Source organism: Pandoraea sp. E26, assembly GCF_000681415.1.
In the GTDB taxonomy this organism is placed as follows: domain Bacteria; phylum Pseudomonadota; class Gammaproteobacteria; order Burkholderiales; family Burkholderiaceae; genus Pandoraea; species Pandoraea pnomenusa.
The window spans coordinates 18,141-44,379 of record NZ_AYXJ01000002.1; the positions used below are offsets into that span (position 1 = coordinate 18,141).

A 26,239-nucleotide genomic window follows, 5' to 3' on the forward strand; every position below is an offset into this window, starting at 1 on the left:
ACTTTAGTCCAATGCGGGTGTCCGGTGCTGGCACCCGGATTTCGCCAGGTCCCCGGACGGCCGCACCGTTGCCTACCGTTGCCCACAGTTGCCTTTACCGCGACCTGTGCCGTCACCTGCGCCGCCGTTCAGTCCTGGCAGCGAGGTGTGGATCCCGCCCCCTGGGCACTGGTCGCGATGGCGCGGCTAATCCCTTCGGCCAGCCGGTCGACGAGCTTGCGCTGGGCCGCAACCACCTCCGCCACGCCGCCGCTGGCGGGCTCGGTGCCCGCGAAACGGCACGTGAGCACGAGGTCGCCCGGCGCGCGGCGAACACTCCACACGGCCGTGAGTGCAGCCTGCTCGCCAGGGACGGACTCGAACCGCTGCACCGAAGTCGACACACGGTATACGGTCAGACCGTCGGCGCGCGGCAGCCCGTAAACATCCATCGCGCCAAGGCGCTGCGTCAGGTCTCGCGAGATCGTCGAGGTGAGTTCGGTCTTGAGCGGTGCCGACCAGCGCGACGCCTCCAGAATATCCACGCGACCGCCGCCACGCGTGATGACGATCTGCGGCCGGTCGACCTGCTCCGGCACGGCAACGGGCGAGACTTCAACAGCGTATGGCGCGGCCGGCGCCTCGGCGCCGATCGTCCGGGCGCCGGAAGTGCCGGAAGTGCCGGAAGTGCCGGAAGCCGTGGGCGTGCCGGGGAGGCCGGGCGCATCGCTGAGCGTGTAGAACGTGGGCGTGGGCGACGCGCAGCCGGCGAGCGCGGCGGCAAGCGTCGAGGCGAGCACGGCGAGGGCGCGAAGGCCTGCCGGCCGTCGGGCGGCGCGTTGGCGCGGGCTGCGAATCATCTCGTTCGGCCTGGTCATGGTTGCGGATCCTTCGGTTTGCCGCGCAGCAATGCCTCGGGATGCTGCTGCAAGTAATCGGCGAGCGTGTTGAGCGAGCGCAGCGTCCTGGTCAGTTCCTGCATGGCCTGACGCACGTCCTGCTGAACCGGCGAGTCTTCGGAAAGCGTGCGCTCGGCGGCGCCGAAGCTCTTCTTCGCCTCGCCCAGGGTGGCCTTCGCCTCGGGCGCGATTTCATTGTCGAGCTGACGGAACAGCCCTTGCGCGCTCTCGAGCGTCTTGTCGAGCTTGCGCAGCGACGCGTCGAGATTCTGGCCGATGCTGTCGAACGGAATCTTGTCGAGCTTGCTGGCGATGTCGGCGATCTGGAGCTGCAACTGGTCGAGCGTGTTGGGCACTGTCGGCATGACGAGCACGTTGTCGACTTCTTCGGCCTTGGCCGGCTTTGCATTCGGGAAAAAGTCGAGCGCCACGTACAACTGACCGGTGAGCAGGTTGCCTGTGCGCAATTGCCCGCGCAGGCCCCGCGAGACCAGCGCGTTGAGGATCTGGCGGCTGGCGAGTTCGTTGGGCGGAAGGTTGTTCTTCGGGTCGCGGCGGCGCAGACGGTCCGGGTATACCATCACGGTGACCGGCATGTTGATCTGCTTGGTGGCCGCGTCGAATTCGACCCCGATCGACGTGACTTCGCCGAGCGTAATGCCACGGAAGTCCACCGGCGCGCCCACGACGAGGCCGCGCAGCGACTGCTGGAAGCGGAACACCACCGTGACCGGATGCGTGTCCGGGGCCTTCATGGCCGTGGCCTCGTCGGGCGCGAGCCGGAATTCCTGACCCGCCTTCGCCATCACGCCCGCGCCCGCATCGTTGGGCGCCTGGAAGGCGATGCCGCCGATGACCACCGACGCCAGCGATTGTGTGTTGACCTGGAAGCCGCTCGAGTCGAGCCGCAGGTCGATACCGCTCGCATGCCAGAAGCGGGTGTTCGAACCGACGTACTGGTCATACGGCGCCTGCACGAAAATGCGCAGCGTCACGCCCTTGCCGTCCGGGTCGAGCGAATAGGCTTCGACCTGACCGACCTGAATGCGGCGGTAATAGATCGGTGACCCAATGTCGAGCGAGCCAACGTCGCTCGCGTGCAGCACGAACGGCTTGCCGGGCTGCCCGCTGGAGACCACCGGCGGCACCTCCAGGCCGGTGAAATGGGAGACCGATTCCCTGGACTTGCCGGCATCGGCACCGATGTAGGCGCCCGAGAGCAATGTCGACAGACCGGAGACGCTGCCGCCGGCCACGCGCGGGCGCACCACCCACCAGCGCGAGTCCTTGACGGCGAAGCGCTTGGCGTTCTTGGTCAGATCCACCGTCACACGCACGTGCGAGAGATCGTCGGAGAGTTCGATGTTCTTGACCGTGCCGATGTCGACTTCCTTGTACTTGACCTTGGTCTTGCCCGCCTCCAGGCCCTCGGCGGTCTTGAAGTCGATGACGACGGTCGGCCCGCGCTCGATGAGCGCCTTGGCCACGAGCGAGAGCCCGATCACGGCGGCTACCAGCGGAATCAGCCAGACGAGCGACGGCGCCCAGCGCTTGCGCGGCTCGATGGTCGGTGTCGGCAGCTCGCTTGCCTCGGGCGGCGGCGCCTTCGGGGCTTGCGGGTCGTTCGGTTCAGTCATGGTCGTCCTGTTCGGTATCGTCGTCGCGAATCTGATCCCAGATCAGCCGGGGATCGAACTGCATGGAGGCCAACATCGTGAGCACGACCACGGAGCCGAACGCCACGATGCCCGGGCCGGCCTGGATGACGGCCAGCGACTGAATGTTGACGAGCGCCACCATCAGCGCGACGACGAAGACATCGAGCATCGACCAGCGGCCGATGAACTCGATCATGTGATACAGCCTGGTGCGTTGATGCGGTTTCCAGCGCGCGCCGCGCTGCGCGGTGAAGCACAGCAGCGACAGGGCAATGAGCTTGAGCATCGGTACGAGAATGCTCGCCGTGAACACGACGATGGCCAGATCGTACTCGCCGCTGGTCCAGAAATAGATGACACCGCTCATGATCGTGTCGCTCGAATTTCCGAGCAGCGAGCGCGTCTGCATCATGGGCAGTACGTTGGCGGGAATGTACAGGATCGCCGCCGCGATGAGCAAGGCCCACGTGCGCGCAAGGCTGTCCACTTTCCGTTGGTGCAGCACGGCGCCGCAGCGCGGGCACCGTTCCTTCTCCATGGTCTTCACCTCGCGGGAGAGTCGCCCGCAAACGGTGCAGGCGACAAGTCCGGCGGCCTTGGCCGAGAGATATTTCATCGCGGCACCCGCGACGGGGCGGCACCGGGCGCATTCGGGTCCGGCGTGTGGTCGATGACCAGCCACAGATTGCGCAGATCGTACGACAGCACCATGGCGAGCAACACGGTGAGCGCGCCGAATGCCCACAGCGCAATGCCCGGCAGCACGCTCGCCATGGCCGAGAGTTTGACCAGCGAGACGAGCACGCCAAGCATGAAGACCTCGATCATGCCCCACGGCCGGCAGAATTCGATGGCGCGCATCACATGGAACACCGCGTACGGCCGACGGCCGACCGACAGCGGCGCGATCAGGTGCACCAGGGCAACCAGTTGCGAGAGCGGGAAGAGCACGGTCGTGGCGAAGACCAGCAGCGCGACCAGCCACATGCCTTCGCGATACAGGGCCCAGGCGGCGCCCACGAGCGTGGTTTCGGTGTAGATGCCCTGCACCTCGATTTCGACGATCGGGAAGGCGTTCGCGATGGCGAACACGATCAGGCAGGTCAGGGTGAGCGCGAGCACCCGCGAGAGGCGCAGGTCGGGGGCGCGGTAAAGCACCGAGTGACAGCGCACGCATCGCGCCGTCTCGCGCGGCGGCAAGTCCGTGCGGCGGTGCAGCGTGTCGCAGTTCGGACAGGCGATCAGGTCCGTCACATCATCTTCTGGGGGCAATGTGTCCATTACCGGGGACGGTGACCAAAGTGACGCTCAGAATACCAAAATGTCAAGGAAGTTCCCAATAATCCGGGTGTGGCGCAACATGAGGCATGGTTTGTGCTAAGTCGCGGAAAACGTAGGCACTTTGCTCTATACTCAACGCACTCCCGCAAAGTTTCCGAAAATTTGAGGAGAATTCCCCCATGCTAAATATGTCCAGGCGCCAGTTCCTCAAAGTGAGTGGCGCAACGCTGGCAGGGTCCAGCCTGGCGATGCTCGGGTTCGCGCCCGACGCGGCGCTGGCGGAAGTCCGCCAGTTCAAGCTCGCGCGCGCGACCGAAACGCGCAACACTTGTCCGTACTGTTCCGTGGCCTGCGGCCTGCTCATGTACAGCTACGGCGACGGTGCGAAGAACGCGAAGAAGAGCGTTTTTCACATCGAAGGCGACCCGGACCATCCGGTCAATCGCGGCACGCTGTGCCCGAAGGGGGCCAGTCTCATCGACTTCATCCACAGCCCGAACCGTCTCACCCACCCGGAATACCGCAAGCCCGGCTCCGACAAGTGGGAGCGGATTTCGTGGGACGATGCGCTCGACCGCATTGCGAAGCTGATGAAGGACGACCGCGACGCCAACTTTGTCGAGAAGACGGACGATGGCCTGACGGTCAACCGGTGGCTGACGACGGGCATGCTTGCCGCGTCGGCATCGAGCAACGAGGTCGGTTACCTCACGCACAAAGTCATCCGCAGTACCGGGATGCTGGGATTCGACAACCAGGCACGTGTCTGACACGGCCCGACGGTGGCAGGTCTTGCCCCGACGTTTGGCCGTGGCGCGATGACGAACCATTGGGTCGACATCAAGAACGCGGATCTGGTACTCATCATGGGCGGCAACGCGGCCGAGGCACACCCGTGTGGTTTCAAATGGGTGACCGAGGCGAAGGCGCACAACAAGGCGCGCCTGATCGTGGTCGACCCGCGCTTCAACCGTTCGGCATCGGTCGCGGATTACTACGCCCCGATCCGTACCGGCACGGATATCGTCTTCCTCGGCGGGCTGATCAATTACCTGCTCACGAACGACAAGATCCAGCATGAATACGTCAAGAACTACACCGATTTCACCTTCCTGGTGAAAGACGAGTTCGCGTTCGAAGACGGTCTTTACTCGGGCTACAACGCCGAAAAGCGCACCTACGACAGGAGCTCCTGGGACTATCAGAAGGGCGCGGACGGCTATGTGCTGACCGACCCCACGCTGCAACACCCGCGCACGGTGTTCCAGCTCATGAAGCAGCATTACTCGCGCTACACGATCGAGACGGTCGAGCGCGTATGCGGCACGCCGGCCGAGAAGGTCGAGCACATCTACCAGCAGATCGCCGAGTGCTCCACCCCCACGCGCACCATGACCATCATGTATGCGCTGGGCTGGACACAGCACTCGATCGGTTCGCAGATGATTCGCACCGGCGCGATGGTGCAGCTGCTGCTGGGCAATATCGGCGTGGCGGGCGGCGGCATGAACGCGCTGCGCGGTCACTCGAACATCCAGGGGCTGACCGACCTGGGGCTGATGACCGACCTGCTGCCGGGCTACATGACCTTGCCCAAGCAGGCCGAGCAGACCCTCGAGCAATACCTGACGCCACGCACCCAGAAGCCGCTGCGTCCGAACCAGCTCAGCTACTGGCAGAACTACCCGAAGTTCTACGTGAGCCTGATGAAGGCCTGGTGGGGCGACGCGGCGACCGCCGAGAATCAATGGGGCTATGACTACCTGCCCAAGCTCGACAAGCCGTACGACCTGCTGCAGGTTCTCGAGCTGATGAACCAGGGCAAGATGACCGGCTACATCGCGCAGGGCTTCAACCCGATCGCGGCGGCGCCGGCCAAGTTCAAGTGGGACCAGGCGCTGGCCAAGCTCAAGTTCCTGGTCGTCATGGACCCGCTGGCGACCGAGACGTCGGAGTTCTGGAAGAACTTTGGCGAGCACAACAACGTCGACTCCAGCAAGATCCAGACAGAGGTGTTCCGTCTGCCTACGACCTGCTTCGCCGAGGAAGACGGCGCGCTCGTCAACTCCGGGCGCTGGCTGCAATGGCACTGGAAGGGGGCCGAGCCGCCGGGCGAGGCACGCACCGACATCGAGATCATGACCGGGTTGTTCCTGCGCCTGCGCGAGATGTACAAGACGCAGGGCGGCAAGTACCCGGACCCGATCGTGAACCTGTCGTGGCCCTACGCACGGCCGGAGAGCCCGTCGCCCGAAGAGATCGCCAAGGAGTACAACGGCCGTGCGCTCAAGGACCTCGTCGATCCGAAGGATCCGACCAAGGTCACGCGCAAGGCGGGCGAACAGCTCGCGGGCTTCGCGGAACTGAAGGATGACGGCAGCACGTCGTCCGGATGCTGGATCTTCGCCGGTGCGTGGACGCAGGTGGGCAACCAGATGGCGCGTCGTGACAACAGCGATCCGACCGGCATCGGCCAGACACTGAACTGGGCGTGGGCGTGGCCCGCGAACCGTCGCATCCTCTACAACCGTGCGTCGTCGGACCTTGCGGGCAAGCCTTTCAATCCGAAGCACAAGCTCGTGTACTGGAACGGCAAGGTCTGGACAGGGTCCGACGTGCCGGACTTCAAGATCGACGAAGACCCGGCCGGCGGCATGAGTCCATTCATCATGAACCCCGAGGGCGTTGCACGGTTCTTCGCGAAGGGTGCCATGGCGGAAGGGCCGTTCCCCGAGCATTACGAGCCGTTCGAGACGCCGCTGGGTTACAACCCGCTGCATCCGAAGCAGCCCAAGGCCACGAGCAATCCGGGCGCCCGCGTGTTCCCGGACGATCTGGCCACGATGGGCACCGCCGACAAGTTCCCGTATGTCGCGACCACGTACCGTCTGACCGAGCATTTCCACTACTGGACCAAGCACGCGTTGCTCAACTCGATCATCCAGCCGGAGCAATTCGTCGAGATTGGCGAGGCGCTGGCCAAGGAGATCGGGGTGGCCGCGGGCGACATGGTCAAGGTGACGTCCAACCGCGGCTTCATCAAGGCGCGCGCGGTCGTGACCAAGCGCATTCGCGCGCTCAAGGTGGAAGGCAAGACGATTCACCACGTGGGCATTCCGATTCACTGGGGCTTCAAGGGACTGACCAAACCCGGGTTCCTCGCGAACACGCTCACGCCCATCGTGGGCGACGGCAATTCGCAGACACCGGAGTTCAAGTCGTTCCTGGTGAAGGTCGAGAAGGCATAAGGGGGCGCCATGGCATTGCAATCTCTGGATATCAAACGGCGCTCGGCAACCACGCTGCCGTCACCCTCGGAGCGCGAGGCGTACACGGGTGACGTCGCCAAACTCATCGACGTCACCAAGTGCATCGGCTGCAAGGCGTGCCAGACCGCCTGCATGGAGTGGAACGACCTGCGCGATGAGGTGGGCACGAACGTCGGTGTGTACGACAACCCGGCCGATCTGACGTCCGACTCGTGGACGCTCATGCGCTTTACCGAGTACGAAAACCCGAAGGGCGACCTCGAGTGGCTCATCCGCAAGGATGGCTGCATGCACTGCGAGGACCCGGGCTGCCTGAAGGCATGCCCGTCGCCCGGGGCGATCGTGCAGTACGCGAACGGCATCGTCGACTTCCATGAAGAGGCGTGCATCGGTTGCGGGTACTGCATCACCGGCTGCCCGTTCAACATTCCTCGCATCTCGCAGAAGGATCACAAGGCATACAAGTGCACCCTGTGTTCCGATCGCGTGTCCGTGGGGCTTGAACCTGCGTGCGTGAAGACCTGCCCGACCGGCGCGATCATGTTCGGCACCAAGGACGCGATGAAGGATCAGGCGGCCGAGCGCATCGAGGACCTGAAGACCCGAGGCTTCGACAACGCGGGGTTGTACGACCCGGCCGGCGTGGGCGGCACGCACGTCATGTACGTGCTGCACCATGCCGACAAGCCGTCGCTCTATCACGGCCTGCCGGACGATCCGCGCATCAGCCCGATGGTCACGTTCTGGAAAGGCATCGCCAAGCCGCTGGGGGTCGCCGCCATGGCGCTCACGGCGATTGCCGGCTTCTTCCACTACATCAAGACCGGCCCGAACGAGACGACCGAGGAGGATGAAGAAGCGGCGCGCCGCTACGACGCGTCGCGCAAGGGTAGCGGTCCCGATCGACAGAAGGGCGCCATCACGCACGAGGAGGTCTGACCATGTCGTATGAACGAAGCGATCGTACGGGAGACAAGGGCGATCTGATCGAGCGCTACAACGCCTCGGAGCGTATCAATCACTGGATCGTCGCGGGCACGTTCATCCTGCTCGCGCTCTCCGGGCTGGCGCTGTTCCATCCGTCCATGTTCTGGCTCACCAACCTGTTCGGAGGCGGTCCCTGGACACGCGTGCTGCATCCGTTCGTCGGTGTGGTGATGTTCGTCGCGTTCGTGTGGCTCGCACTGCGGCTTGCCCGCTATAACAAGTTCGAGTCGCGCGACGCCGAGTGGATGAAGAAGATCGGCGACGTGCTCGAGAACCGCGAGGAGAATCTGCCGGAGGTCGGGCGCTACAACGCCGGCCAAAAGTTGCTTTTCTACGTGATGGTGCTGTGCATGATCGGCCTGCTGCTCTCGGGCATCGTGATCTGGCGTGCCTACTTCGCGTTCTACTTTCCGATCTGGGCGATTCGTCTGGCGTCGGATGTTCACGCGGTGTGTGCATTCGTGTTGATTTGCGGCATCATTACGCACATCTACGCGGCGATCTGGATCAAGGGTTCCGTGCGCGCCATGACGCGCGGAACCGTCACCCGCGGCTGGGCGTGGAAGCACCATCGCGCCTGGTACAAGCAGCTCAACAAATAAGTCCGGCCGGGTTGGTGGCCGGACGCTCTTACGAGGCCGGCCACCTTGCAACGCATTCTCGAACCCGGACAGATCGAGTCCCTCGATCGCACCTCCATTCCCCGTGTGCGCCTGCCCCAGCGCGCCGAAGTCTTTTCGGCGCGCGCGGCGCGGCTGCGTCAATTGGCCGACGGTCATCCGCTTGGCGATTACCTGCGGCTGATGGCCGCGCTCGTCGACGCGCAGCAGCGCGTGCTCGACAACTTCACGCCGTCGCCACCGTCGCCCGAGTCGATCGCGCAGGCGCAGCAGCACTGCATGCCGCTCGTCCCCGCGACCGGCGGCTATGACGCCGGCCGGTGGCAACCGCTTCTCGCCCCGCTACTCGACGCCGTTGCGGCGCAGCCCGACCTGCCCGCCGCCGTGCGCGGCGTACTGACGCGGGTTCGCGCGGCCGATCCGGCCGCGCTCGAGGCCGGCGCCCAGTCATTGCTCGCCGGGCATGGCAAGGGCGTCGACGCCGCTAGCGCGCCGTTCATCATGGCCGCGCTGCAAGTCCTCTGGACCGGCGTGGCGAGTACCTTCGACGTGGGCGACGTGCCGATGCTCGACGTCCCCAATGTCTGCCCGGTGTGCGGCACGCTGCCGGTGGCAAGCGTGGTTCGCATCGGCGGTGCGTACGAGGGCTATCGTTACCTTGCGTGTGGGCTGTGCGCGACCGAATGGCACATGGTGCGCGTCAAGTGCACGCATTGCGAGGCCAGCGAGCACGTCGCGTATCACGTTGTCGACAAGGGCGGGGAGGCCACCGCATCGGGCGACGCCGTGCTCGCCGCGAGTTCGGGGGGAGAAATTCTCAAGGGCGAGAACGGGCGTCCGAAGCTCGATGAGGCGGCCAAGCGTGTCGCATCGTCTCCCGTCCGGGCCGAATCGTGCGACGACTGCCATGGCTACCGGAAGATCTTCTATCAGGACAAGGACCCGTTCGTGGAACCGGTCGCCGACGACCTGGCCAGTCTCGCGCTCGACGTGCTGATGGGCGAGGCGGGTTATGCGCGTGCCAACGGCAATCCGCTGCTCTGGCAAAACGCCGAAGACGCCTGAGGGGAGAGACGCCATGACGGGAACGACGGCGATGACGCGCCAGCCGGCGGACAATGACGCCTTGGCGGGCGCGGCGGAATTGCCTTCGGTCGACCGGTTGCTGGGAATGCCGGTCTTCGAGGCGGCGTTGGCCGACTTCGGACGCGTTCAGGTTACGGCGGCGTTGCGTCAGGATCTCGATGCGTGCCGTGCGGCGGCGCTGGCGGGCGCGCTGACCCGCGATGCCGTGACGCCCGATGCCTTTGGCGCGCGGGTATCGCGTGCCTTGACCGAGCGCAACCGTGCCGCGCTGCGGCCGGTTTTCAACCTGACGGGCACCGTGCTGCACACCAATCTCGGACGCGCGTTGCTGCCCGAGTCGGCTGTCGAGTCGGTGATGCAGGCGCTCACCGCCCCGGCGAATCTCGAATTCGATCTGGCGACTGGCGGACGCGGCGATCGCGACGACCTCGTTGCGCCGTTGCTGTGCGAGCTGACCGGCGCGGAGGCGGCCACGGTCGTCAACAACAATGCCGCCGCGGTGCTGCTCATGCTGGCGACGCTGGCCAGGCGTCGCGAAGTGGTGGTCTCGCGCGGCGAACTGGTCGAGATCGGCGGCGCGTTCCGCATTCCCGACATCATGACGCACGCGGGGGCGCGGTTGGTCGAGATCGGCACGACGAATCGCACGCATCCCGCCGACTATCGCAATGCCATCGGCGAGAAGACCGCGTTGCTGATGAAGGTGCATTGCAGCAACTACGAAGTCACGGGCTTCACGCGGAGCGTGGACGTGGCCGAGGTCGTGGAGATCGCGAGGCCGCACGGCGTGCCGGTGGCGGTCGACCTTGGCAGCGGCACGCTCGCGCGGCTGGAGCAATGGGGGTTGCCGCACGAAACCACTGTTCAGGAGACGATCGCGGCGGGCGCCGATCTCGTGACCTTCTCCGGCGACAAACTGCTGGGTGGTCCGCAGGCGGGCATGATCGTCGGGCGCAAGGACCTCATCGCCAGAATCAAGAAGCATCCGCTCAAGCGCGCGCTGCGCGTCGGCAAGCTCACGCTGGCCGCGCTGGAGCCGGTGCTGCGGCTGTATCGGGACCCGGATCATCTGACCGAGCGGCTGACCACGCTGCGGCTGCTCACCCGGGCGCGCGCGGACATGGCGGCGCAGGCCGAGCGTCTGGCGCCGGTGCTCGCGGCGTCGTTGGGCGAGGCTTACACCGTGCGTGCCGCACCCATGATGAGCCAGATCGGCAGCGGTGCGTTGCCGGTGGAACAACTGCCGAGTTTCGGGTTGGCGATCGTGCCGGCGGGGGGCGGCAAGCGCGGCAGCGGCCGTGCGCTTGCCCGGCTCGAGGCGGCGCTGCGCGCGTTGCCGTATCCGGTGATCGGTCGCATTTCGGATCAGACGCTGTGGCTCGACTTGCGGTGTCTCGAAGCGAGTGACGAGGCGCGGTTGTCGTTGCAGTTTGCGGAGTTGCGCGCATGATCGTTGGCACGGCAGGACACATCGACCACGGCAAGACGAGTCTCGTTCGCGCGCTCACCGGCGTCGACACGGATCGTCTGAAGGAAGAAAAGGCGCGCGGTATTTCCATCGAGCTGGGCTATGCGTACACGCCGTTGCCCGACGGCGACGTGCTCGGGTTCATCGACGTGCCCGGTCACGAGAAGCTGATTCACACCATGGCGGCCGGCGCCGTCGGCATCGACTTCGCGCTGCTGGTGGTCGCCGCTGACGATGGGATCATGCCGCAGACGCGCGAGCATCTGGCCATTCTCTCGATGTTGGGCGTGCGACGCGGTGTCGTGGCGTTGTCGAAGGCCGATCGCGTCGACGCTGGGCGGCTGGCCACGCTCACGCAGGAGATTCACCGGTGGCTGGCCGGCACGCCGCTCGCGCAGTCCGAGGTAGTGCCGGTGTCGTCCACCACGCCGGACGACCCGGGGGTGGCGGCGTTGCGCGAGCGGCTCGTTGCGGCGGCACAGGCGCTCAAGGCGTCGGGCAACGCGATACGGCGCGACGACGCACTGTTTCGTCTGGCGGTGGATCGCGTGTTCACGTTGCCGGGGCACGGTACGGTCGTGACCGGCACGGCGTTCGCGGGCACGGTGCGCGTGGGCGACAGTCTGCGGGTAATGCCGCAGGGGGTGCCGGTACGGGTGCGCAGCATTCACGCGCAGAATCGTCCCGTCGATGCGGGCAGGGCCGGTGAGCGTTGCGCGCTGAATCTGGCCGGTGTGGAGCGCGATCAACTTGGGCGAGGCGACTGGATCGTCGCCGACGGTCTGTCGGCGCCTTCGACGCACATCGACGTCGACCTGCATTGGTTCGAGGCCAGCGCACCGCTCACGCAGTGGTTTCCATTGCATGTGCATCTGGGCACGACGCACGTTCAGGCGCGCACCGTTTTGCTGGGGGGCGACACGCTTGCCCCGGGCGGGACGATGCGCGTGCAGTTGGTCTTCGATGCGCCGGTTTGTGCGATGCCGGGCGATCGCTTCATCGTGCGCAATCCGCAGGCAACGGCGACCGTCGGCGGCGGACGGGTGCTCGATCCGGCGGCGCCGGAACGCAAGCGCCGATCGGCGGCGCGATTGGCGTGGCTCGATGCCGTGGCGAAGTTTCTCGACGGTGATGGGCTCGAAGCCCTCCTGTCGCAGTCGCCGTTCGGGCTGACGAGCGCTCAGGTCGTGGCGCTGACCGGGTTGCCGCCTGGGCAATGGCAGTGGCCGTCGGACGCGGTGGTGCTGCCCGGTTCGGAGGGCGAGTCGCTCGCGTTTGCGCCCCGGGCGTGGGAAGCCGTGCGGGTGCGCGTGCTTGACGCCCTGCGCGATTATCATGCGCGCCTGCCCGACGAGCCCGGGCTCGATGCGGCGCGCCTGGGACGGATGACGTGGCCGGCGCTGGACGCGCCGCGCTGGCGCATGGCCATGCAGGCGATGCTCGGCGAAGGCGGGGTGGCACGTACGGGCGCGTGGTGGCATCTGCCCACGCATCGCGTCGAAATGACGGATGAGGAATCGGCACTGGCGCGGGCGTTGCTGCCGAAAGTGGCGCAGGGCCGCTTCGATCCGCCGTGGGTGCGCGACATGGGGCGCGAGCTCGGTGTGCCGGAGGAACGCGTGCGTGGGGTGCTTCGCAAACTTGCCCGGCAGGGCCGCGTGCATCAGATCGTCAAGGACCTCTTTTACGACGAAGCGTGCGTGCAGACGCTGGCGGAGATGATCGCGCATGCGAACGGCGCGGTTGAGGCGGGTACGTTTCGGGATGCCACGGGGTTGGGGCGCAAGCGCGCGATTCAGATTCTGGAGTTCTTCGATCGTGCGGGATATACTCGCCGCGTTGGCGATCGCCACGTACGGCGTCCCGGTGTGACATGGGGTGCGGCGTCCTAGGTCGCTTCGTCTGAAGGAAGGCATCCGTATCCGGTGATGCGGCCGGGCTTCAAACCCGGTTGGGGGCGTCAGCCGCTCCCAGGTAGGTTCGACTCCTGCTGCTTTCCGCCACTTCCCCCGATGCCGTGCAGTCTCTCGCTTCGGCGCCCGGGCGCCGGTTTCGACGTGAACAAGGGGGGGCGAAATGCCGGCGACGGTCTGGCGGATCTACTGGGCGACGTGGCTTTTCAATCTTGCGCTGATCGCCGTGGATCTGGCGTGGGGCGCGCACGCCGGGCTGGTGGCAAGGCACGACGAGATCGTGCGCATTGTCGTTCGCGGCCTGGCCAGTCTGGCCGTCGGCGCGTTGCTGCTCGCGATCTCGCGGTTGCCCCGGTTGCGCGGAACGGCGCGCGAAGTGTTCTATCGCGACGCCGGCGCGGGCATTCTCTGGATCGTCACGCTCGCCGGCTTCACCTGCGGCGCACTCGTTTTCCAATACCTGTCGCTCACCCTTGCCGCCCCGGACATCGCGAGTTCGCTCGTGGCCGCGGATGCCTGGCTCGGCATCCATTGGCCCACGATATATCAGACCGTGCGAGCGCATGCGTGGCTGGATGCCGTGTTGGGCGCGGCTTACCAGTCCACCTGGATTCAGATGGCATGCGTGCCATTCTTGCTGGTCGTCACCCGCAACGTTCGCGACTATGCCGAGTTCGTCGTCCAGTTCATGATCGGTACCGTACTGGTGTTGATGATCGCCACGCCGTTTCCTGCCGAAAGCGCCTTCGTACACTTCAACGTGCAGGACCCTGGCACGGCGTCCACCGTGTCGGATTACCTTGCCTTCCGGATCGATCATGTGCGAACGCTGTCGTTCGCAGCGGCGCAGGGGCTGGTGTCGTTTCCCTCGTTTCATACCGTCATGGCGATGCTCTTCGCCTACGCGATGCGCCACGTTCGTCGCCTGTTTCCGATTTTCATCGTGCTCAACACGCTCATGGTGATCTCGACGCCATCGCACGGCGGGCACTATGTGGTCGATGTCGTCGCCGGAGTCGCGGTCGGGGTGCTTGCCGTCTGGATCTCGCGCAAGGTATTCGCGCGGACGGCTTCGCCCGCCGAGGTGTCGACGTTGGCCGTCGGGAGGGCCTGAGCAGCGGCCCGACCCCGGTGCGGCGCGATGACCCGGCGCATTCCCCCGGGCGCTCAATGCCGCCGCCCTGACATGCAACGTCCCGCCGAAGCAGGGTCGCGCGGGACTCGCAGCGACGCCCGGTGGCGCGGCTCACGCGGTCCCGCAAGCGATTGGACGGCCCCATGCAACAGTGTGTTGCATGCTGCCTTCGGCCGAAAAACCCAAATGGCGGTACACTCCTAGCGCACGCCGCCCTTGTCGGGCGGCTCGAGATACCCCAAATTCGGCCTGTTTGAACCTCAAGATGAAGTCCCCCGGTACTGCCCCTGCCAAGCCCGCGTGCGACGCCGGCGAATGCGTCGAGCTTGTCGCGTCGGCAACGCTGCCGACCCGCTACGGCACCTTCACCTCACATGCGTTTCGCGTCAAGGACAGCGACAACGAGCACCTTGCGCTGGTCATGGGCGACGTGTCCGGCGCCGCGCCGACGCTCGTGCGCCTGCATTCGGAATGTCTCACGGGGGATGTCTTCGGTTCCTATCGCTGCGACTGCGGCGAGCAGCTCGACGCCGGCATGCGCAAGATCGCCAAGGAAGGGCGCGGCGTGATGCTGTACCTGCGCGGTCACGAAGGCCGCGGTATTGGTCTGAGCAACAAGATCCGTGCGTACCTTTTGCAAGAGCAGGGGCGCGATACGGTCGAAGCGAATCTCGATCTCGGCCTGCCCGACGACGCCCGCGAGTATGACTCGGCCGCCGCCATCCTGCGCATTCTCGGCGTTCGCTCCGTTCGTCTCATGAGCAACAATCCGAAGAAGTTCGACACGCTCGCCAAACACGGTATCCCGGTATGCGAGCGCGTTGCACTCGACATTCCCATGCGCGAAGAGAACGAACGCTACATCCGCACCAAGCAGGTGAAGTTCGGGCATTACTTCGAAGAGAACGAGTGAGAGCAGGCCGTCACGCGGCCCTATGCGGCAGAGCGTCGCATCTGTCGTAGGGGAAATCCGATCCATATTGCAATGCATCAATTTGTGCTTGACGTCGCAAATTAGGCTCAGTTACCATCCGCCCTGTCTTCCATTCAAGGGGTATGTCCGTGAATTCCGATGCCAGTAGTCCTCGATCTTTGATCGATTGATTGCCTGAGGATCCACAGCCATTCCCTGTGCCGCATCCTCATGCAGGATGCGGTGTCTTGCGCCACTCGACGCGCTGCCTGAGCGCGATGTCCCCGGCGCCATTCCCGCAAAAATTTCCATCGTCGTGCCCGTGAAGGGTGTCGCCGTTTCGCGTCCGTACTTCGGATTGCGACGTCGCCCGCGCACGTGCCGACCGTCCGTGCCGACCGCGGCACAGACGCTTCGCAGCCATGCGAGGAAGTCATGCGAGCCATTCAAACGTTTCAGGCCTTCCAGGGCCAACCCACGCGCGCCACACCGGTGTCGCACCTCACCGTCGTCTGCCTGGCCGATGCCCTTGGCGCGTTGCGCAAGCAGATGTTCGTCGATCTGACCGCCCTCGGCTTGCGTGCCACGCACGTGAGCATCACGCACTGGAACGACCGCGACGAGGCCTCCGCCACCGTCACGCTCGATTGTCCGAAAGCCTCCAGGGCCTCGCTCACGTCGCTGGTCATGCGCCTGTCCGACGAGCGCTGCGTGCGCCGGGTGTTCTGGTCGGACGACGTCGTGCGCCGCATGCCGACCGCTGGGGCGTCTGCGCGCGCCTAGCCGCAACGCGCCGACCGGCGCGTGACCCGGTAAGCGTATCGATCCATAAAAAATAAGGAGTCCGAAATGGAAGACGGAAGTCCACGAATGTGGCCCGTCGGGACCGCACCCATGGCGTGCGATACCCCGACGGGCGACGCAGAGCCAGACCCACGCATTTTCGTTATCACCGACCGCGCGACGCGCGGCGCGGCTGGGAGCGTTCGCGCCGACTTCCGGAGACACCTATCCGGTAGCGCCTGACGAGACCGGCCGGCCGCGGTGCCGGGCATGCCCGGCATGTCCGTGCAAGTCGCGCCAGGGAAACTCGTCATGACCAAGCAACTCCGATCGCGCCAGAAGCAGCGCGGCTTCGTCGAGCATTCGACGCCTTCCGATCTGCAGCACCGCGGCCCCGACGTCATCGCACGTCTGGCCGTCGAACCGCTGCATGATGTTCTTCATACCCTCGGTACCGACCCGCGCGGCCTCACGCTCGCGGAAGCCGGTCTGCGTCAGACGCGCCACGGCCCGAACGAGATCGCGCACGACAAGCCACCCCACTGGACGGTGCAACTGCTCGGTGCCTTCAACAACCCCTTCGTGATGGTGCTGCTCGTACTCGCGGCGATCAGTTTCCTCACCGATGTCTACTTCGCCGACCCGGGCGAGCAGGACTACAAGAGCATCATCATCCTGCTCACGATGGTGACGATCAGCGGCCTGCTGCGCTTTTTCTCCGAATTCCGATCGCTGCGCGCGGCCGAGAAGCTCAAGGCAATGGTGCGCACCACGGCAAGCGTGCGTCGTCGCGCGAGTGCCTCCGGCGAGCCGGAGCGTCACGAAGTCGCCATGCGCGAACTGGTCGTAGGCGACATCGTGACGCTGCAGGCGGGCGACATGATTCCCGCCGACCTGCGTCTGATCGAGTCGCGGGATCTGTTCATCAGCCAGGCGGTCCTCACCGGCGAAGCGTTGCCTGTGGAGAAGTACGACACGCTCGGTGCCGTGGCCCAGAAGTCCGCCGCGGCGTCCGGGGTGTGCGCCACGGAAGCGCCGGCCGGGCAAGCGGGCGCGGCGCTGCTCGACCTGTCCAACATCTGCTTCATGGGCACGAATGTGGTGAGCGGCACGGCAACCGGCGTGGTCGTGGCCACCGCGGGTGACACCTATTTTGGTGCGTTGGCGAAGAACGTGGTGAGCCACAAGCGTGTGGAGACGAGCTTCGATCGCGGCGTGAACAGCGTGAGCTGGCTGCTCATTCGCTTCATGCTGGTGATGGTGCCGGTCGTCTTCATGATCAACGGCCTGACGAAGGGCGACTGGCTGAGCGCGCTGACCTTCGCGCTGGCCGTGGCGGTGGGCCTCACACCCGAAATGCTGCCGATGATCGTGAGTGCCAACCTCGCACGCGGTGCGATGGCGATGTCGCGCCGCAAGGTGGTGGTCAAGCGCCTCAATTCGGTGCAGAACTTCGGTGCCATGGACGTGCTGTGTACCGACAAGACGGGCACGCTCACGCAGGACCGCATCATCCTCGAACAGCATCTGGACGTGAGCGGTGACGTGCAGGAAGACGTGCTGCGCCTGGGGTGGCTCAACAGCTATCACCAGAGCGGCCAGCGCAATCTGATCGACGTGGCGATTCTGCGTCGCGCCAACGAGATCGGTGATCCGGTGCAGCCGCGCGCCTTCGCCAAGATCGACGAACTGCCGTTCGATTTCGTGCGCCGTCGCCTGTCGGTGGTAGTCGCCAACGAACGCGGCGAACACCTGATGATCACCAAGGGCGCGGTCGAGGAAATGCTGGCGGTCTCCACGCACGTAAAGACGCCGCAAGGGGTGCGCGCGCTCGACGATGCCTCGCGCGCCATGCTGCTCGCCCGTGCCGAGGCGTACAACGAAGACGGCTTTCGTGTGCTGGTGGTGGCAACCCGCGACATCCCGGCCGGGGAGGCGAAGACGCAGTACAAGACGGCCGACGAGGCCGGACTGACCGTCTGCGGCTTCCTGACGTTCCTCGACCCGCCCAAGGATTCGGCCGCCCCGGCCATCGCCGCCCTTCGCGAGCATGGCGTGACGGTGAAGGTGCTCACCGGTGACAACCCGATCGTCACGATGAAGGTATGCCGCGACGTCGGCATCGAGCCGGGGACGCCGCTGCTCGGTGCGGACATCGAACCGATGGACGACGACACGCTGCGCAACGTGGTCAAGTCCACGACGGTGTTCGCCAAGCTCGCGCCGCTGCACAAGGCGCGCGTGGTCAAGGCCCTCCAGGCCAACGGCCACACCGTGGGCTTTCTCGGCGACGGCATCAACGATGCGCCGGCGCTGCGCGACGCGGATGTGGGCATTTCGGTCGACACCGGGGCGGACATCGCCAAGGAGACCGCCGACATCATCCTGCTGGAAAAGAGCCTGATGGTACTGGAGGCGGGGGTGATCAAGGGCCGCGAGACGTTCGGCAACATCCTCAAGTACCTGAACATGACGGCGAGTTCGAACTTCGGCAATGTGTTCTCGGTGCTGGTCGCCAGCGCATTCCTGCCGTGGGAGCCGATGCTTGCGATGCAGTTGCTCGTGCAGAACCTCGTGTACGACATCTCGCAGATGTTCCTGCCGTGGGATCGCATGGATCCGGAGTTCCTCAAGAAGCCGCGCAAGTGGGATGCGGGCAACATCCGTCGCTTCATGCTGTGGATCGGGCCGACGTCCTCGGTGTTCGACATCACGACATACGCGCTGATGTGGACCGTGTTCGGTGCGGGAGCGCTTTATCACGCCCACGGCGGCGATGCCGGCCAGGTGATCATGAATTCCGGCTGGTTCATCGAGGGACTCGTGTCGCAAACACTGGTGGTGCACCTGCTGCGCACGCAGAAGATTCCATTCCTGCAAAGCACGCCGGCGCTGCCGATCATGCTCTCGACATCGGTTGCGATTGCGCTGGCCTGCTGGCTGCCGTACTCGCCGTTCGCCGCCGCGCTGGGCTTCGTCAGCCTGCCGGGTTCGTACTTCTATTGGCTCGTGGCCACCATGCTCGGCTACATCGCACTGGCACAGATGGTCAAGACGATCTACATCCGTCGCTTCGGCCGCTGGTTCTGAGCGCCAACGCCACAAACGCGCCCCGCCGACGCTCCGGTGAGCTGGGGGCGCCCCCGACACACGCGCCCGGGCGCAGCATGCCCCGGGCAAAACACATCGAAAGAGAACGCAACATGAAGAAGTCATGCATGACGCTCGCGCTCGTTTGCCCGCTCAGCGCTTTCGCGGCTCACCCGCTGGTCAGCGACGACACCGGCACACAGGGCGACGGCAACTGGCAATTCGAGTCAAATGGCGAGGTCACGGCAAAGCAGCCGGACACCGGCCGCCAAACCCTCTGGAACAGTACGTTGACGCGCGGCGTCGGCGAGGCGCTGGACCTGTACGTCAACGTGCCGTACACGAATCTCCAGCATCGATCGGACTCGGCCGGCAGCGGCGTGGGCGATATGGAAGCGGGGGCCAAATGGCGCCTGTTCGACGACGGCGCGCTGAGTATCGGCATCAAACCGTATCTGACGCTTCCGTCGGGCAACGATCAGCGCGGCCTGGGCACCGGCCGGGTGAATGCCGGCGCCACGTTGCTTACCCAATACGCGATCCATGACTGGACCTTTCTCGTCAACGCCGGGGCAGCCTATCAGGCCAACACGCAGGGGCAGCGTCAATCGCTATGGAAGGTGTCGGGGGCGGTCCTTTACCGCGTGCTGCCGACGACACAGTTGATTGTGGACGTTGGCATGTCGCAAAACCCCGACTTTTCGCAGCGAACCAATCCGACGTTCGTGATTCTCGGCGCAATCTATAGCCCTCGGCCATGGCTCGACCTGGACATGGGTTATCGACGAGGCCTGAACCCGCAGACCTATGACGATTCGTGGATGGCCGGCCTGACCGTGCGTTGGTAACCGGCGTCGGGCGCCGAGGCCGGCGAGCCGCTGCCGGTCGTCGGCGCGCATGGCCGGACAGCGCACGACGAGACGACGCGGGGAGGCGGGCAAACCGCCCGCCGGCGCAATGATAACTTTGCAGTATAATTTTTTTCCAAAGTCATTGTTCCGGCGCGTTGCGCCGCATTCCGCTTCCCCATCATGTCCAAATCGTCGGCCCCGAAGGCCTTGACCGTTACCAATCCGGCCTGTCTCATCGACGGTTCCGACGCCGAATTCCGTCATCTGATCAACGGCCTGCTCCCATTCGCCGCGCGTTTGCTCTCGGTGCGCGACGGTTTTGGCAGCCTGATCGGCCTGACCGGCATTCAGTATTCGCTGTTGCAGTCGGTCGTGCACCTGTCGTCGGTGGGCGACGTGACCGTCAACCAATTGGCCGAGCACCTGCACCTGTCCGGTGCGTTCGTGACCATCGAGACGAACAAGCTCAAAGCGCTCAAGCTGATCGACAAGCGTCAGAACCCCGAGGATCGGCGCAAGATGAGCCTCACCGTGACCACGGCAGGCGCCAGACTGCTCCACGAACTCACCCCCTCACAGCAGCGCATCAACGACGTACTGTTCGACGGCGTGACGCGCACCGAATTCAAGGTGCTGTGCGCCGTGGTCGATCGGCTCGTCGCCAATGGCGACCGCGCCACGCTCGATCTCGGCCATCTGCTGGCGATTCGCGACAAGCGGTAGGCGCCACGTGCCGCGTGCGTTAGGCGGCGCCCGCGGCGCCCGCGGAGCGCGCGTTCAGTGCGCGGCCCATTGGATCGTGTTCAGATCGACGCCGTCCTGATACATATCCCACAGGGGGCTCATCGCGCGCAGCTTGCCGACGGTGCCGCGCACCTGCTCGATAACGCTGTCGACCTCGGCCTCGGTCGAGAAACGGCCGAGCGTGAAGCGGATGGAGCTGTGTGCGAGTTCGTCGCTGCGCCCGAGCGCACGCAGCACGAACGACGGCTCGAGCGAAGCCGACGTACAGGCCGAGCCTGACGACACCGCCACGCCCTTGATGCCCATGATGAGCGATTCGCCTTCGACGAAGTTGAAGCTCACGTTCAGGTTGTGCGGCACGCGGTGCGTCAAGTCGCCGTTGACGTAGACCTCGTCCATGGCCTTCAGGCCGGCGAGCAACCGGTCGCGCAGCGCACCGACACGTGCCGCCTCGGAGGCCAGTTCCAGCCGGGCCAGTCGGAACGCTTCCCCCATTCCCACGATCTGATGCGTCGGCAGCGTGCCCGAGCGCATGCCGCGTTCGTGTCCGCCGCCGTGAATCTGCGCCTCGATGCGAATGCGCGGCTTGCGGCGCACGTAGAGCGCACCAATGCCTTTCGGCCCGTACACCTTGTGGGCGGTGACCGTCATCAGGTCGACCTTGAGCGATTGCAGATCGATGGGGATCTTGCCCGCTGCCTGCACGGCGTCGCAGTGAAACACGATGCCGCGTTCGCGGCAAAGCTCGCCGATCTCGGCAATCGGCTGAATCACGCCGATCTCGTTATTGACCATCATGACCGACACCAGGATGGTGTCCGGCCGCAGCGCGTCGCGCAGCATATCCACGGTGATCAGGCCGTCGGCCTGCACGTCGAGATAAGTAACTTCGAAGCCCTGGCGCTCCAGCTCGCGCATGGTGTCGAGCACGGCCTTGTGCTCGGTCTTCACCGTAATCAGGTGCTTGCCCTTGCCGCTGTAGAAATTCGCCGCCCCCTTGATCGCGAGGTTGTTGCCTTCGGTGGCGCCCGACGTCCAGACGATTTCGCGCGGATCGGCGCCCAGCAATGCGGCGACATCCTCGCGCGCCGTCTCGACGGCCGCTTCGGCGGCCCAGCCATAGCTGTGACTGCGCGAGGCCGGATTGCCGAAATTGACGGCGAGATACGGCACCATTTTCTCGACCACGCGCGGATCGACGGGTGTCGTGGCGCTGTAGTCCATGTAGATGGGGGCTTCGAAAAGCGACGGTGTGGCTGACGGCATAGGGGACTCCGAATCGTCCGATGGACATCTTGAATTGCGGCCGAGTGTAGCACCGCACATTGCGCGCATCGCACTCTCCCACATTGGAAAAAGGGTTTCATTGCCGTCGAATCGGGCGGCATTTGCATCGGGTAAACGAGAAATTATTCGAAATGCGATGCAATGAATTGTGCGCAATCCAGTTGTGTCTGGTGCATCGCGATGGTCATGAAAACCCAATAACCAAGAGGATCTTGCCCGGAATTCGTGCGGCAATGCACCAGAGAAATGCAGATGCACCGTCACGACTCTCGGGGTTTACCTTGCTTGTTTAGCTAATTTTGTTAACGTTGAATAATGACTAACAAACAAAGCTAAATGAACAAGGCGGTGTGGTGTGCGGAACGGCCGGTCAGGGCGAATTCGCACGTCGGATCGGCTTGCAATGGAGGTAGCCATGACCGATGTATCGAGCGCAATGCCGGCTCAGGAAGACGAAGCGCGACAGTTTCGTCGCACGCTTGCCATGTTCGCCACCGGTGTGGCCGTGATCACGTCCGAGCGTGCGGACGGATCGCCCATCGGCATCACCGTGGCGTCGTTCAATTCGGTGTCGCTCGACCCGCCGCTGGTGCTGTTTTCGGTCGACCGGCGCTGTTTGAGTCTGGATGACCTGCGCGCCGCCCGGCGCTACACCGTCAACGTGCTTGACGAGAGCCAGCGCGAGACGTCGAACCGCTTCGCCACGGCGAGGGGCAACAAGTGGGAGGGCGTGAGCTTCGCGGGCGAAGGCGTCGGCCGCCTGCCGGGGGCGCTGGCCGCCTTCGAGTGCGAGTCGCATGCCCAGCACGACGGCGGCGATCACGTGATCTTTGTCGGACGGGTCGTTCGTCACGCGGCGCGGCACGACGGCCGACCGCTCATTTTCTTCGGCGGGCGGTACTGCTCGCTAGATACCACGCCGGTGGCGGCGTGAGTTCACCAGGGGTTTCAGGAGAGAGTCATGGTAAAGAACGGTAGTCAACATATCGGTCAGCTGCGCGACGGGCGCGAAGTGTACATCGACGGCAAGGCGGTGGGCGACGTGACCACGCACCCGGCGTTCCGCAACTCGATTCGCAGCTACGCCAGCCTGTACGACTTTCAGGCGCGTCCGGAAAACCTCGAGGCGATGACGTTTGCGTCGCCGGACACGGGCGATCGTGTCTCGCGCATCTGGCAATTGCCTGCGAGCTACGACGAACTGGTGCAGCGCCGCGAGATGCTCGAGGCCTGGAGCGAGCTGCATTACGGCTTCATGGGACGCTCGCCCGACCACGTCGCCTCGTGCATTTCGGGCATGGTGATGGGCATCGACGTGTTCGAACAGTACGACACGAAGCGCGCCGGCGCCTTGCGCGACTACTACAGATACGCGCGTGACAACGATCTGTTCCTGACGTACGTGATCGTCAACCCGCAGGCCAACCAGTCGAAGGCGGCCCACGAACAGGAAGACAAGTACCTCGCGGTGGGCATCGTCGACCAGGACCACGAGGGCATTACGGTGCGCGGCGCGAAGATGCTTGCCACGAGCGGCATCATGGCCAATGAGGTGTTCTGCAGTTGCATCCAGCCGCTCAAGGCCGGCGACGAGATGTATGCACTGTCGTTCGCCATTCCCATGAACACGAAAGGGCTGCGCATATTGTCGCGCAAGTCCTACGAGGGCAGTGCCACGTCCGTGTTCGACAATCCGCTTGCCTCGCGCTTCGACGAGAACGACGCCGTGCTGTACTTCGACGATGTGAAGGTGCCGTGGGAGCGAATCTTCGTCGCGGGCGACACGGCCATGTGCGCAAAGCAGTTTCACGCCACGCCCGCGCACAGTTACCAGAACTATCAGTGTCAGGTGCGGCTCATGGTCAAGCTGCGCTTTCTGGTCGGCATCGCCCTGCGAATCACCGAGGTCAATGGCACCAACGCCTTCCCGCAGGTGCGCGAAGCGCTGGGGCAACTGGCGGCCGAGGCGGCCATGGTCGAGGCGTGGGTGCACGGTATGGAAGCCAAGGGGCACATGGAGAACGGCTTCTACGTGCCTGACCGCAGCCTGCTCTACGGCTCGCAGGTGCTCACCCAGCAGCTCTACACGAAGGTGCTCGGTACGCTTCGCGAGCTGGCCGGCGGCGGCATGATCATGCTGCCCTCGAGCATCCACGACTTCGAGAACCCGATGCTCGCCAGCATCATCGAGAAGACGCAGAAGTCGCCGGTGGCCAACGCCGAGGAGCGGGTCAAGTTCTTCAAGCTCGCCTGGGACGCCGTAGGTTCGGAGTTCGCGTCGCGCCACAACCAGTACGAGATGTTCTACGCCGGGGCGACTTTCGTCACGAAGGGCCACGCCTATCGCACGTACGACTGGCAAAAGGCCACGCGCCTCGTCGACAACCTGCTCGGCACCTATGCGCTCTCGGACGAAATCGTCCGGCAGCCGGTCGCGGCCTGATCCGCGCCGTCGCTTCCTGCACATTCACGACACCGCAAATTTCAGCCAAAGATAAGGAGTTCGCATGGCAATCAACAAGCTGCACGATGAGTTTCGCACCATCGACATGACGCAGGGCTGGGAGGTGCCGCCCGGCTATCCCCCCGGCATCGAACAGAAGATTCTCGCTGGCTCGCTCGACGAAGCGAACGGTGCCGGCAGTCGCACGCGCTTGCTGCGCTTCGCGCCGGGTATCCATACCACGGCGCCGTTCGTGCACACCTACTGGGAGGAGGTGTATCTCGTCTCGGGCGATCTGACGGTCGGGAACGACGCGCAGGGCGAAGGGGGCGAGGCGTTCGCGCCGAATACCTACGCCTGCCGCCCGCCCGGCGCGTTCCACGGGCCGTTCAAGTCGAACGGCGGCTGTCTGCTGCTCGAAATTCATTACTACGATCCGGCCTGACACGTTCAGGGAAAGGCACAGGTGCGGCGTACGCCAGGACGTTGCCGCACCGCCGCAGGCATTCGCACACGCAAGCACACACGACATCTCCACAGGCTATCGGGAAAACATCATGTCTACGTTTCGCGCAAGTCGTATCACGTCATTGGCCGCATTGGCGATCGCCGCCGCGACCTTCGCCGCCTCGCTTTCCGCCCAGGCCCAGCCCGGTAAGATGAGCGACGGCGTGGTCAAGATCGGGGTGCTCACCGACATGTCGTCGATCTTCTCCGACATCGGCGGCAAGGGATCGGTGATCGCCGCGCAGATGGCCGTCGACGATTTCGGCGGCAAGGTCAACGGCGTGCCGGTCAAGGTCATCTCGGCCGACCATCAGAACAAGACCGATGTAGCCGCGACCATTGCGCGCGACTGGTTCGACAACCAGCAGGTCGACGTGGTCGAGGACCTGCTGCCGTCGTCGGTGGCGCTGGCGGTGTCGAACGTGGCCAGGGCCAAGAAGCGCATTGCGATCGTGACGGGCGCGGGCACCACGCGGCTGGTCAACGAGGAGTGCTCGCCGTACACCGTCCAGTATTCCTACGATACCTATTCGTTCGCGTCGAACACCGTCAAGGCCATGACGAGGAGCGGCGACAACAGCTGGTATTTCCTCACCGTCGATTACGCGCTCGGCGCTTCGCTCGAGAAAGATGCCACGGACGCGCTGCAACACGTGAACGGCAAGGTCGTGGGCCGTGCCAAACATCCGCTCAATTCCTCCGACCTGTCGTCGTACCTGCTTCAGGCGCAGGCGTCGCGCGCCAAGGTGATCGCGCTTGCCAATGCTGGCGCCGACACCGTCAACGCGATCAAGACGGCGCGTGAGTTCGGTATTACGGGGCCGGGCAAGCAGAAGATCGCCGGATTGCACATGTTCATCAGCGATATCCACAGCCTGGGGCTCGAAGCGGCGCAGGGCATGACGCTTACCACCGCCTTCTACTGGGACCGCGACGACGCCTCGCGCACGTGGGCGCAACGGTTCTACGCCAAGACCGGCAAGATGCCCACGCTCGTGCATGCCGGCACGTATTCGTCGGTCATGCATTACCTGCAGGCGGTGCAGCGCACCGGTACGGACGACGCCGACACGGTCATGGCCTCGATGAAGGCGACGCCGGTGAACGACTTCTTTGCCAAGGGCGGACAAATTCGCCCCGACGGCCTGATGGTGCACGACATGTACCTCGTCCAGGTGAAGTCGCCCAAGGCATCGAAGAAGCCATGGGACTACTACAACGTGGTGCAGACCATTCCCGCCGCCGAAGCGTTTCGCCCCCTCGCGCAGAGCCAATGCGCGCTCGTGAAGAAGTGATCGGGGCAGTCCCATCAGGAAGGTAGTCCAT

General features: G+C 64.7%; 21 protein-coding genes and 1 tRNA gene. 17 read left to right on the plus strand and 5 right to left on the minus strand.

Annotation, left to right across the window (positions count from 1 at the left end; all coding sequences use genetic code 11):
* Nucleotides 1–128: 128 nt before the first annotated feature.
* From W930_RS0100105 to W930_RS0100120, 4 genes are read right to left on the minus strand one after another with little or no spacing between them, the layout of a single operon-like run.
* Nucleotides 129–857: a membrane integrity-associated transporter subunit PqiC gene (locus W930_RS0100105; protein ID WP_023873598.1), complete on the minus strand. Its 729-nt coding sequence runs from the start codon at nt 855–857 to the stop codon at nt 129–131.
* A complete protein-coding gene (locus W930_RS0100110) occupies nt 854–2,515 on the minus strand; it encodes an intermembrane transport protein PqiB (protein WP_023596897.1) in 1,662 nt (553 codons plus the stop codon). Before W930_RS0100110 ends, W930_RS0100105 begins: the two co-directional genes overlap by 4 nt.
* Nucleotides 2,508–3,152, minus strand: a complete 645-nt coding sequence (locus tag W930_RS0100115; protein WP_023873599.1) for a paraquat-inducible protein A — start codon at nt 3,150–3,152, stop codon at nt 2,508–2,510. The genes W930_RS0100110 and W930_RS0100115 overlap by 8 nt, the downstream gene beginning before the upstream one ends.
* Nucleotides 3,149–3,790: a paraquat-inducible protein A gene (locus tag W930_RS0100120; protein ID WP_024788798.1), complete on the minus strand. Its 642-nt coding sequence runs from the start codon at nt 3,788–3,790 to the stop codon at nt 3,149–3,151. The genes W930_RS0100115 and W930_RS0100120 overlap by 4 nt, the downstream gene beginning before the upstream one ends.
* Before the next feature lie 206 nt (nt 3,791–3,996).
* Here W930_RS0100120 and fdnG point away from each other — a divergent pair, with 206 nt between their 5' ends.
* The 13 genes from fdnG to W930_RS0100190 all read left to right on the plus strand — a co-directional run bounded on the left by fdnG (nt 3,997) and on the right by W930_RS0100190 (nt 20,655).
* Complete coding sequence (gene fdnG / locus W930_RS0100130) at nt 3,997–7,065, plus strand: formate dehydrogenase-N subunit alpha (RefSeq protein WP_145929441.1); 3,069 nt, start codon at nt 3,997–3,999, stop codon at nt 7,063–7,065.
* A gap of 9 nt (nt 7,066–7,074) precedes the next feature.
* Nucleotides 7,075–8,025, plus strand: a complete 951-nt coding sequence (fdxH, locus tag W930_RS0100135) for a formate dehydrogenase subunit beta (protein ID WP_023873604.1) — start codon at nt 7,075–7,077, stop codon at nt 8,023–8,025.
* 2 nt (nt 8,026–8,027) lie between these two features.
* Complete coding sequence (locus W930_RS0100140) at nt 8,028–8,675, plus strand: formate dehydrogenase subunit gamma (protein WP_023596891.1); 648 nt, start codon at nt 8,028–8,030, stop codon at nt 8,673–8,675.
* A gap of 54 nt (nt 8,676–8,729) precedes the next feature.
* A complete protein-coding gene (fdhE, locus tag W930_RS0100145; protein WP_072619138.1) occupies nt 8,730–9,758 on the plus strand; it encodes a formate dehydrogenase accessory protein FdhE in 1,029 nt (342 codons plus the stop codon).
* Between the two features lie 13 nt (nt 9,759–9,771).
* Nucleotides 9,772–11,229, plus strand: a complete 1,458-nt coding sequence (gene selA, locus W930_RS0100150; RefSeq protein ID WP_235195467.1) for an L-seryl-tRNA(Sec) selenium transferase — start codon at nt 9,772–9,774, stop codon at nt 11,227–11,229.
* The gene (gene selB / locus W930_RS0100155; protein WP_023873608.1) at nt 11,226–13,139 is read left to right on the plus strand and encodes a selenocysteine-specific translation elongation factor; all 1,914 of its coding nucleotides are present in this window, start codon (nt 11,226–11,228) and stop codon (nt 13,137–13,139) included. Before selA ends, selB begins: the two co-directional genes overlap by 4 nt.
* 15 nt (nt 13,140–13,154) lie before the next feature.
* Nucleotides 13,155–13,250 (plus strand) — tRNA-Sec (locus W930_RS0100160).
* A 73-nt stretch (nt 13,251–13,323) separates the two neighbouring features.
* On the plus strand, nt 13,324–14,274 hold the full coding sequence (locus tag W930_RS25370; protein WP_023873609.1) for a phosphatase PAP2 family protein: 951 nt from the start codon (nt 13,324–13,326) through the stop codon (nt 14,272–14,274).
* A 286-nt stretch (nt 14,275–14,560) separates the two neighbouring features.
* On the plus strand, nt 14,561–15,208 hold the full coding sequence (gene ribA / locus W930_RS0100170) for a GTP cyclohydrolase II (protein ID WP_023596870.1): 648 nt from the start codon (nt 14,561–14,563) through the stop codon (nt 15,206–15,208).
* A gap of 435 nt (nt 15,209–15,643) precedes the next feature.
* Nucleotides 15,644–15,991, plus strand: a complete 348-nt coding sequence (locus tag W930_RS25375) for a hypothetical protein (RefSeq protein WP_023596869.1) — start codon at nt 15,644–15,646, stop codon at nt 15,989–15,991.
* A 312-nt stretch (nt 15,992–16,303) separates the two neighbouring features.
* Nucleotides 16,304–19,081 (plus strand): magnesium-translocating P-type ATPase, encoded by a 2,778-nt coding sequence (gene mgtA, locus W930_RS25380; protein ID WP_023873610.1) that lies wholly within the window; start codon nt 16,304–16,306, stop codon nt 19,079–19,081.
* A 113-nt stretch (nt 19,082–19,194) separates the two neighbouring features.
* Nucleotides 19,195–19,929 carry a transporter gene (locus W930_RS0100185; protein ID WP_023873611.1) on the plus strand — a complete coding sequence of 245 codons (735 nt, stop codon included), beginning with the start codon at nt 19,195–19,197 and terminating at the stop codon, nt 19,927–19,929.
* Nucleotides 19,930–20,112: 183 nt separating this feature from the next.
* Nucleotides 20,113–20,655, plus strand: a complete 543-nt coding sequence (locus W930_RS0100190) for a MarR family winged helix-turn-helix transcriptional regulator (RefSeq protein WP_023596866.1) — start codon at nt 20,113–20,115, stop codon at nt 20,653–20,655.
* A 54-nt stretch (nt 20,656–20,709) separates the two neighbouring features.
* Here the strand turns inward: W930_RS0100190 and W930_RS0100195 are convergent, their stop codons facing one another.
* Nucleotides 20,710–21,942 (minus strand): IscS subfamily cysteine desulfurase, encoded by a 1,233-nt coding sequence (locus W930_RS0100195; protein ID WP_023873612.1) that lies wholly within the window; start codon nt 21,940–21,942, stop codon nt 20,710–20,712.
* A 436-nt stretch (nt 21,943–22,378) separates the two neighbouring features.
* Between W930_RS0100195 and W930_RS0100200 the strand changes: the two genes are divergently transcribed.
* The 4 genes from W930_RS0100200 to W930_RS0100215 all read left to right on the plus strand — a co-directional run bounded on the left by W930_RS0100200 (nt 22,379) and on the right by W930_RS0100215 (nt 26,208).
* On the plus strand, nt 22,379–22,897 hold the full coding sequence (locus W930_RS0100200; protein ID WP_023596863.1) for a flavin reductase family protein: 519 nt from the start codon (nt 22,379–22,381) through the stop codon (nt 22,895–22,897).
* A gap of 27 nt (nt 22,898–22,924) precedes the next feature.
* Nucleotides 22,925–24,406 (plus strand): 4-hydroxyphenylacetate 3-hydroxylase family protein, encoded by a 1,482-nt coding sequence (locus W930_RS0100205; protein ID WP_023596862.1) that lies wholly within the window; start codon nt 22,925–22,927, stop codon nt 24,404–24,406.
* 64 nt (nt 24,407–24,470) lie between these two features.
* On the plus strand, nt 24,471–24,851 hold the full coding sequence (locus W930_RS0100210; protein WP_023873613.1) for a cupin: 381 nt from the start codon (nt 24,471–24,473) through the stop codon (nt 24,849–24,851).
* A gap of 112 nt (nt 24,852–24,963) precedes the next feature.
* A complete protein-coding gene (locus W930_RS0100215; protein WP_023596860.1) occupies nt 24,964–26,208 on the plus strand; it encodes an ABC transporter substrate-binding protein in 1,245 nt (414 codons plus the stop codon).
* Nucleotides 26,209–26,239 lie beyond the last annotated feature (31 nt).

Coding starts and splice junctions, on each gene's coding strand:
- W930_RS0100105 (WP_023873598.1), bottom strand. CDS start 857: ATGACCAGGCCGAACGAGATGATTCGCAGCCCGCGCCAACGCGCCGCC.
- W930_RS0100110 (WP_023596897.1), bottom strand. CDS start 2,515: ATGACTGAACCGAACGACCCGCAAGCCCCGAAGGCGCCGCCGCCCGAG.
- W930_RS0100115 (WP_023873599.1), bottom strand. CDS start 3,152: ATGAAATATCTCTCGGCCAAGGCCGCCGGACTTGTCGCCTGCACCGTT.
- fdxH (WP_023873604.1), top strand. CDS start 7,075: ATGGCATTGCAATCTCTGGATATCAAACGGCGCTCGGCAACCACGCTG.
- W930_RS0100140 (WP_023596891.1), top strand. CDS start 8,028: ATGTCGTATGAACGAAGCGATCGTACGGGAGACAAGGGCGATCTGATC.
- selA (WP_235195467.1), top strand. CDS start 9,772: ATGACGGGAACGACGGCGATGACGCGCCAGCCGGCGGACAATGACGCC.
- selB (WP_023873608.1), top strand. CDS start 11,226: ATGATCGTTGGCACGGCAGGACACATCGACCACGGCAAGACGAGTCTC.
- W930_RS25370 (WP_023873609.1), top strand. CDS start 13,324: ATGCCGGCGACGGTCTGGCGGATCTACTGGGCGACGTGGCTTTTCAAT.
- ribA (WP_023596870.1), top strand. CDS start 14,561: ATGAAGTCCCCCGGTACTGCCCCTGCCAAGCCCGCGTGCGACGCCGGC.
- W930_RS25375 (WP_023596869.1), top strand. CDS start 15,644: ATGCGAGCCATTCAAACGTTTCAGGCCTTCCAGGGCCAACCCACGCGC.
- mgtA (WP_023873610.1), top strand. CDS start 16,304: ATGACCAAGCAACTCCGATCGCGCCAGAAGCAGCGCGGCTTCGTCGAG.
- W930_RS0100185 (WP_023873611.1), top strand. CDS start 19,195: ATGAAGAAGTCATGCATGACGCTCGCGCTCGTTTGCCCGCTCAGCGCT.
- W930_RS0100190 (WP_023596866.1), top strand. CDS start 20,113: ATGTCCAAATCGTCGGCCCCGAAGGCCTTGACCGTTACCAATCCGGCC.
- W930_RS0100195 (WP_023873612.1), bottom strand. CDS start 21,942: ATGCCGTCAGCCACACCGTCGCTTTTCGAAGCCCCCATCTACATGGAC.
- W930_RS0100200 (WP_023596863.1), top strand. CDS start 22,379: ATGACCGATGTATCGAGCGCAATGCCGGCTCAGGAAGACGAAGCGCGA.
- W930_RS0100205 (WP_023596862.1), top strand. CDS start 22,925: ATGGTAAAGAACGGTAGTCAACATATCGGTCAGCTGCGCGACGGGCGC.
- W930_RS0100210 (WP_023873613.1), top strand. CDS start 24,471: ATGGCAATCAACAAGCTGCACGATGAGTTTCGCACCATCGACATGACG.
- W930_RS0100215 (WP_023596860.1), top strand. CDS start 24,964: ATGTCTACGTTTCGCGCAAGTCGTATCACGTCATTGGCCGCATTGGCG.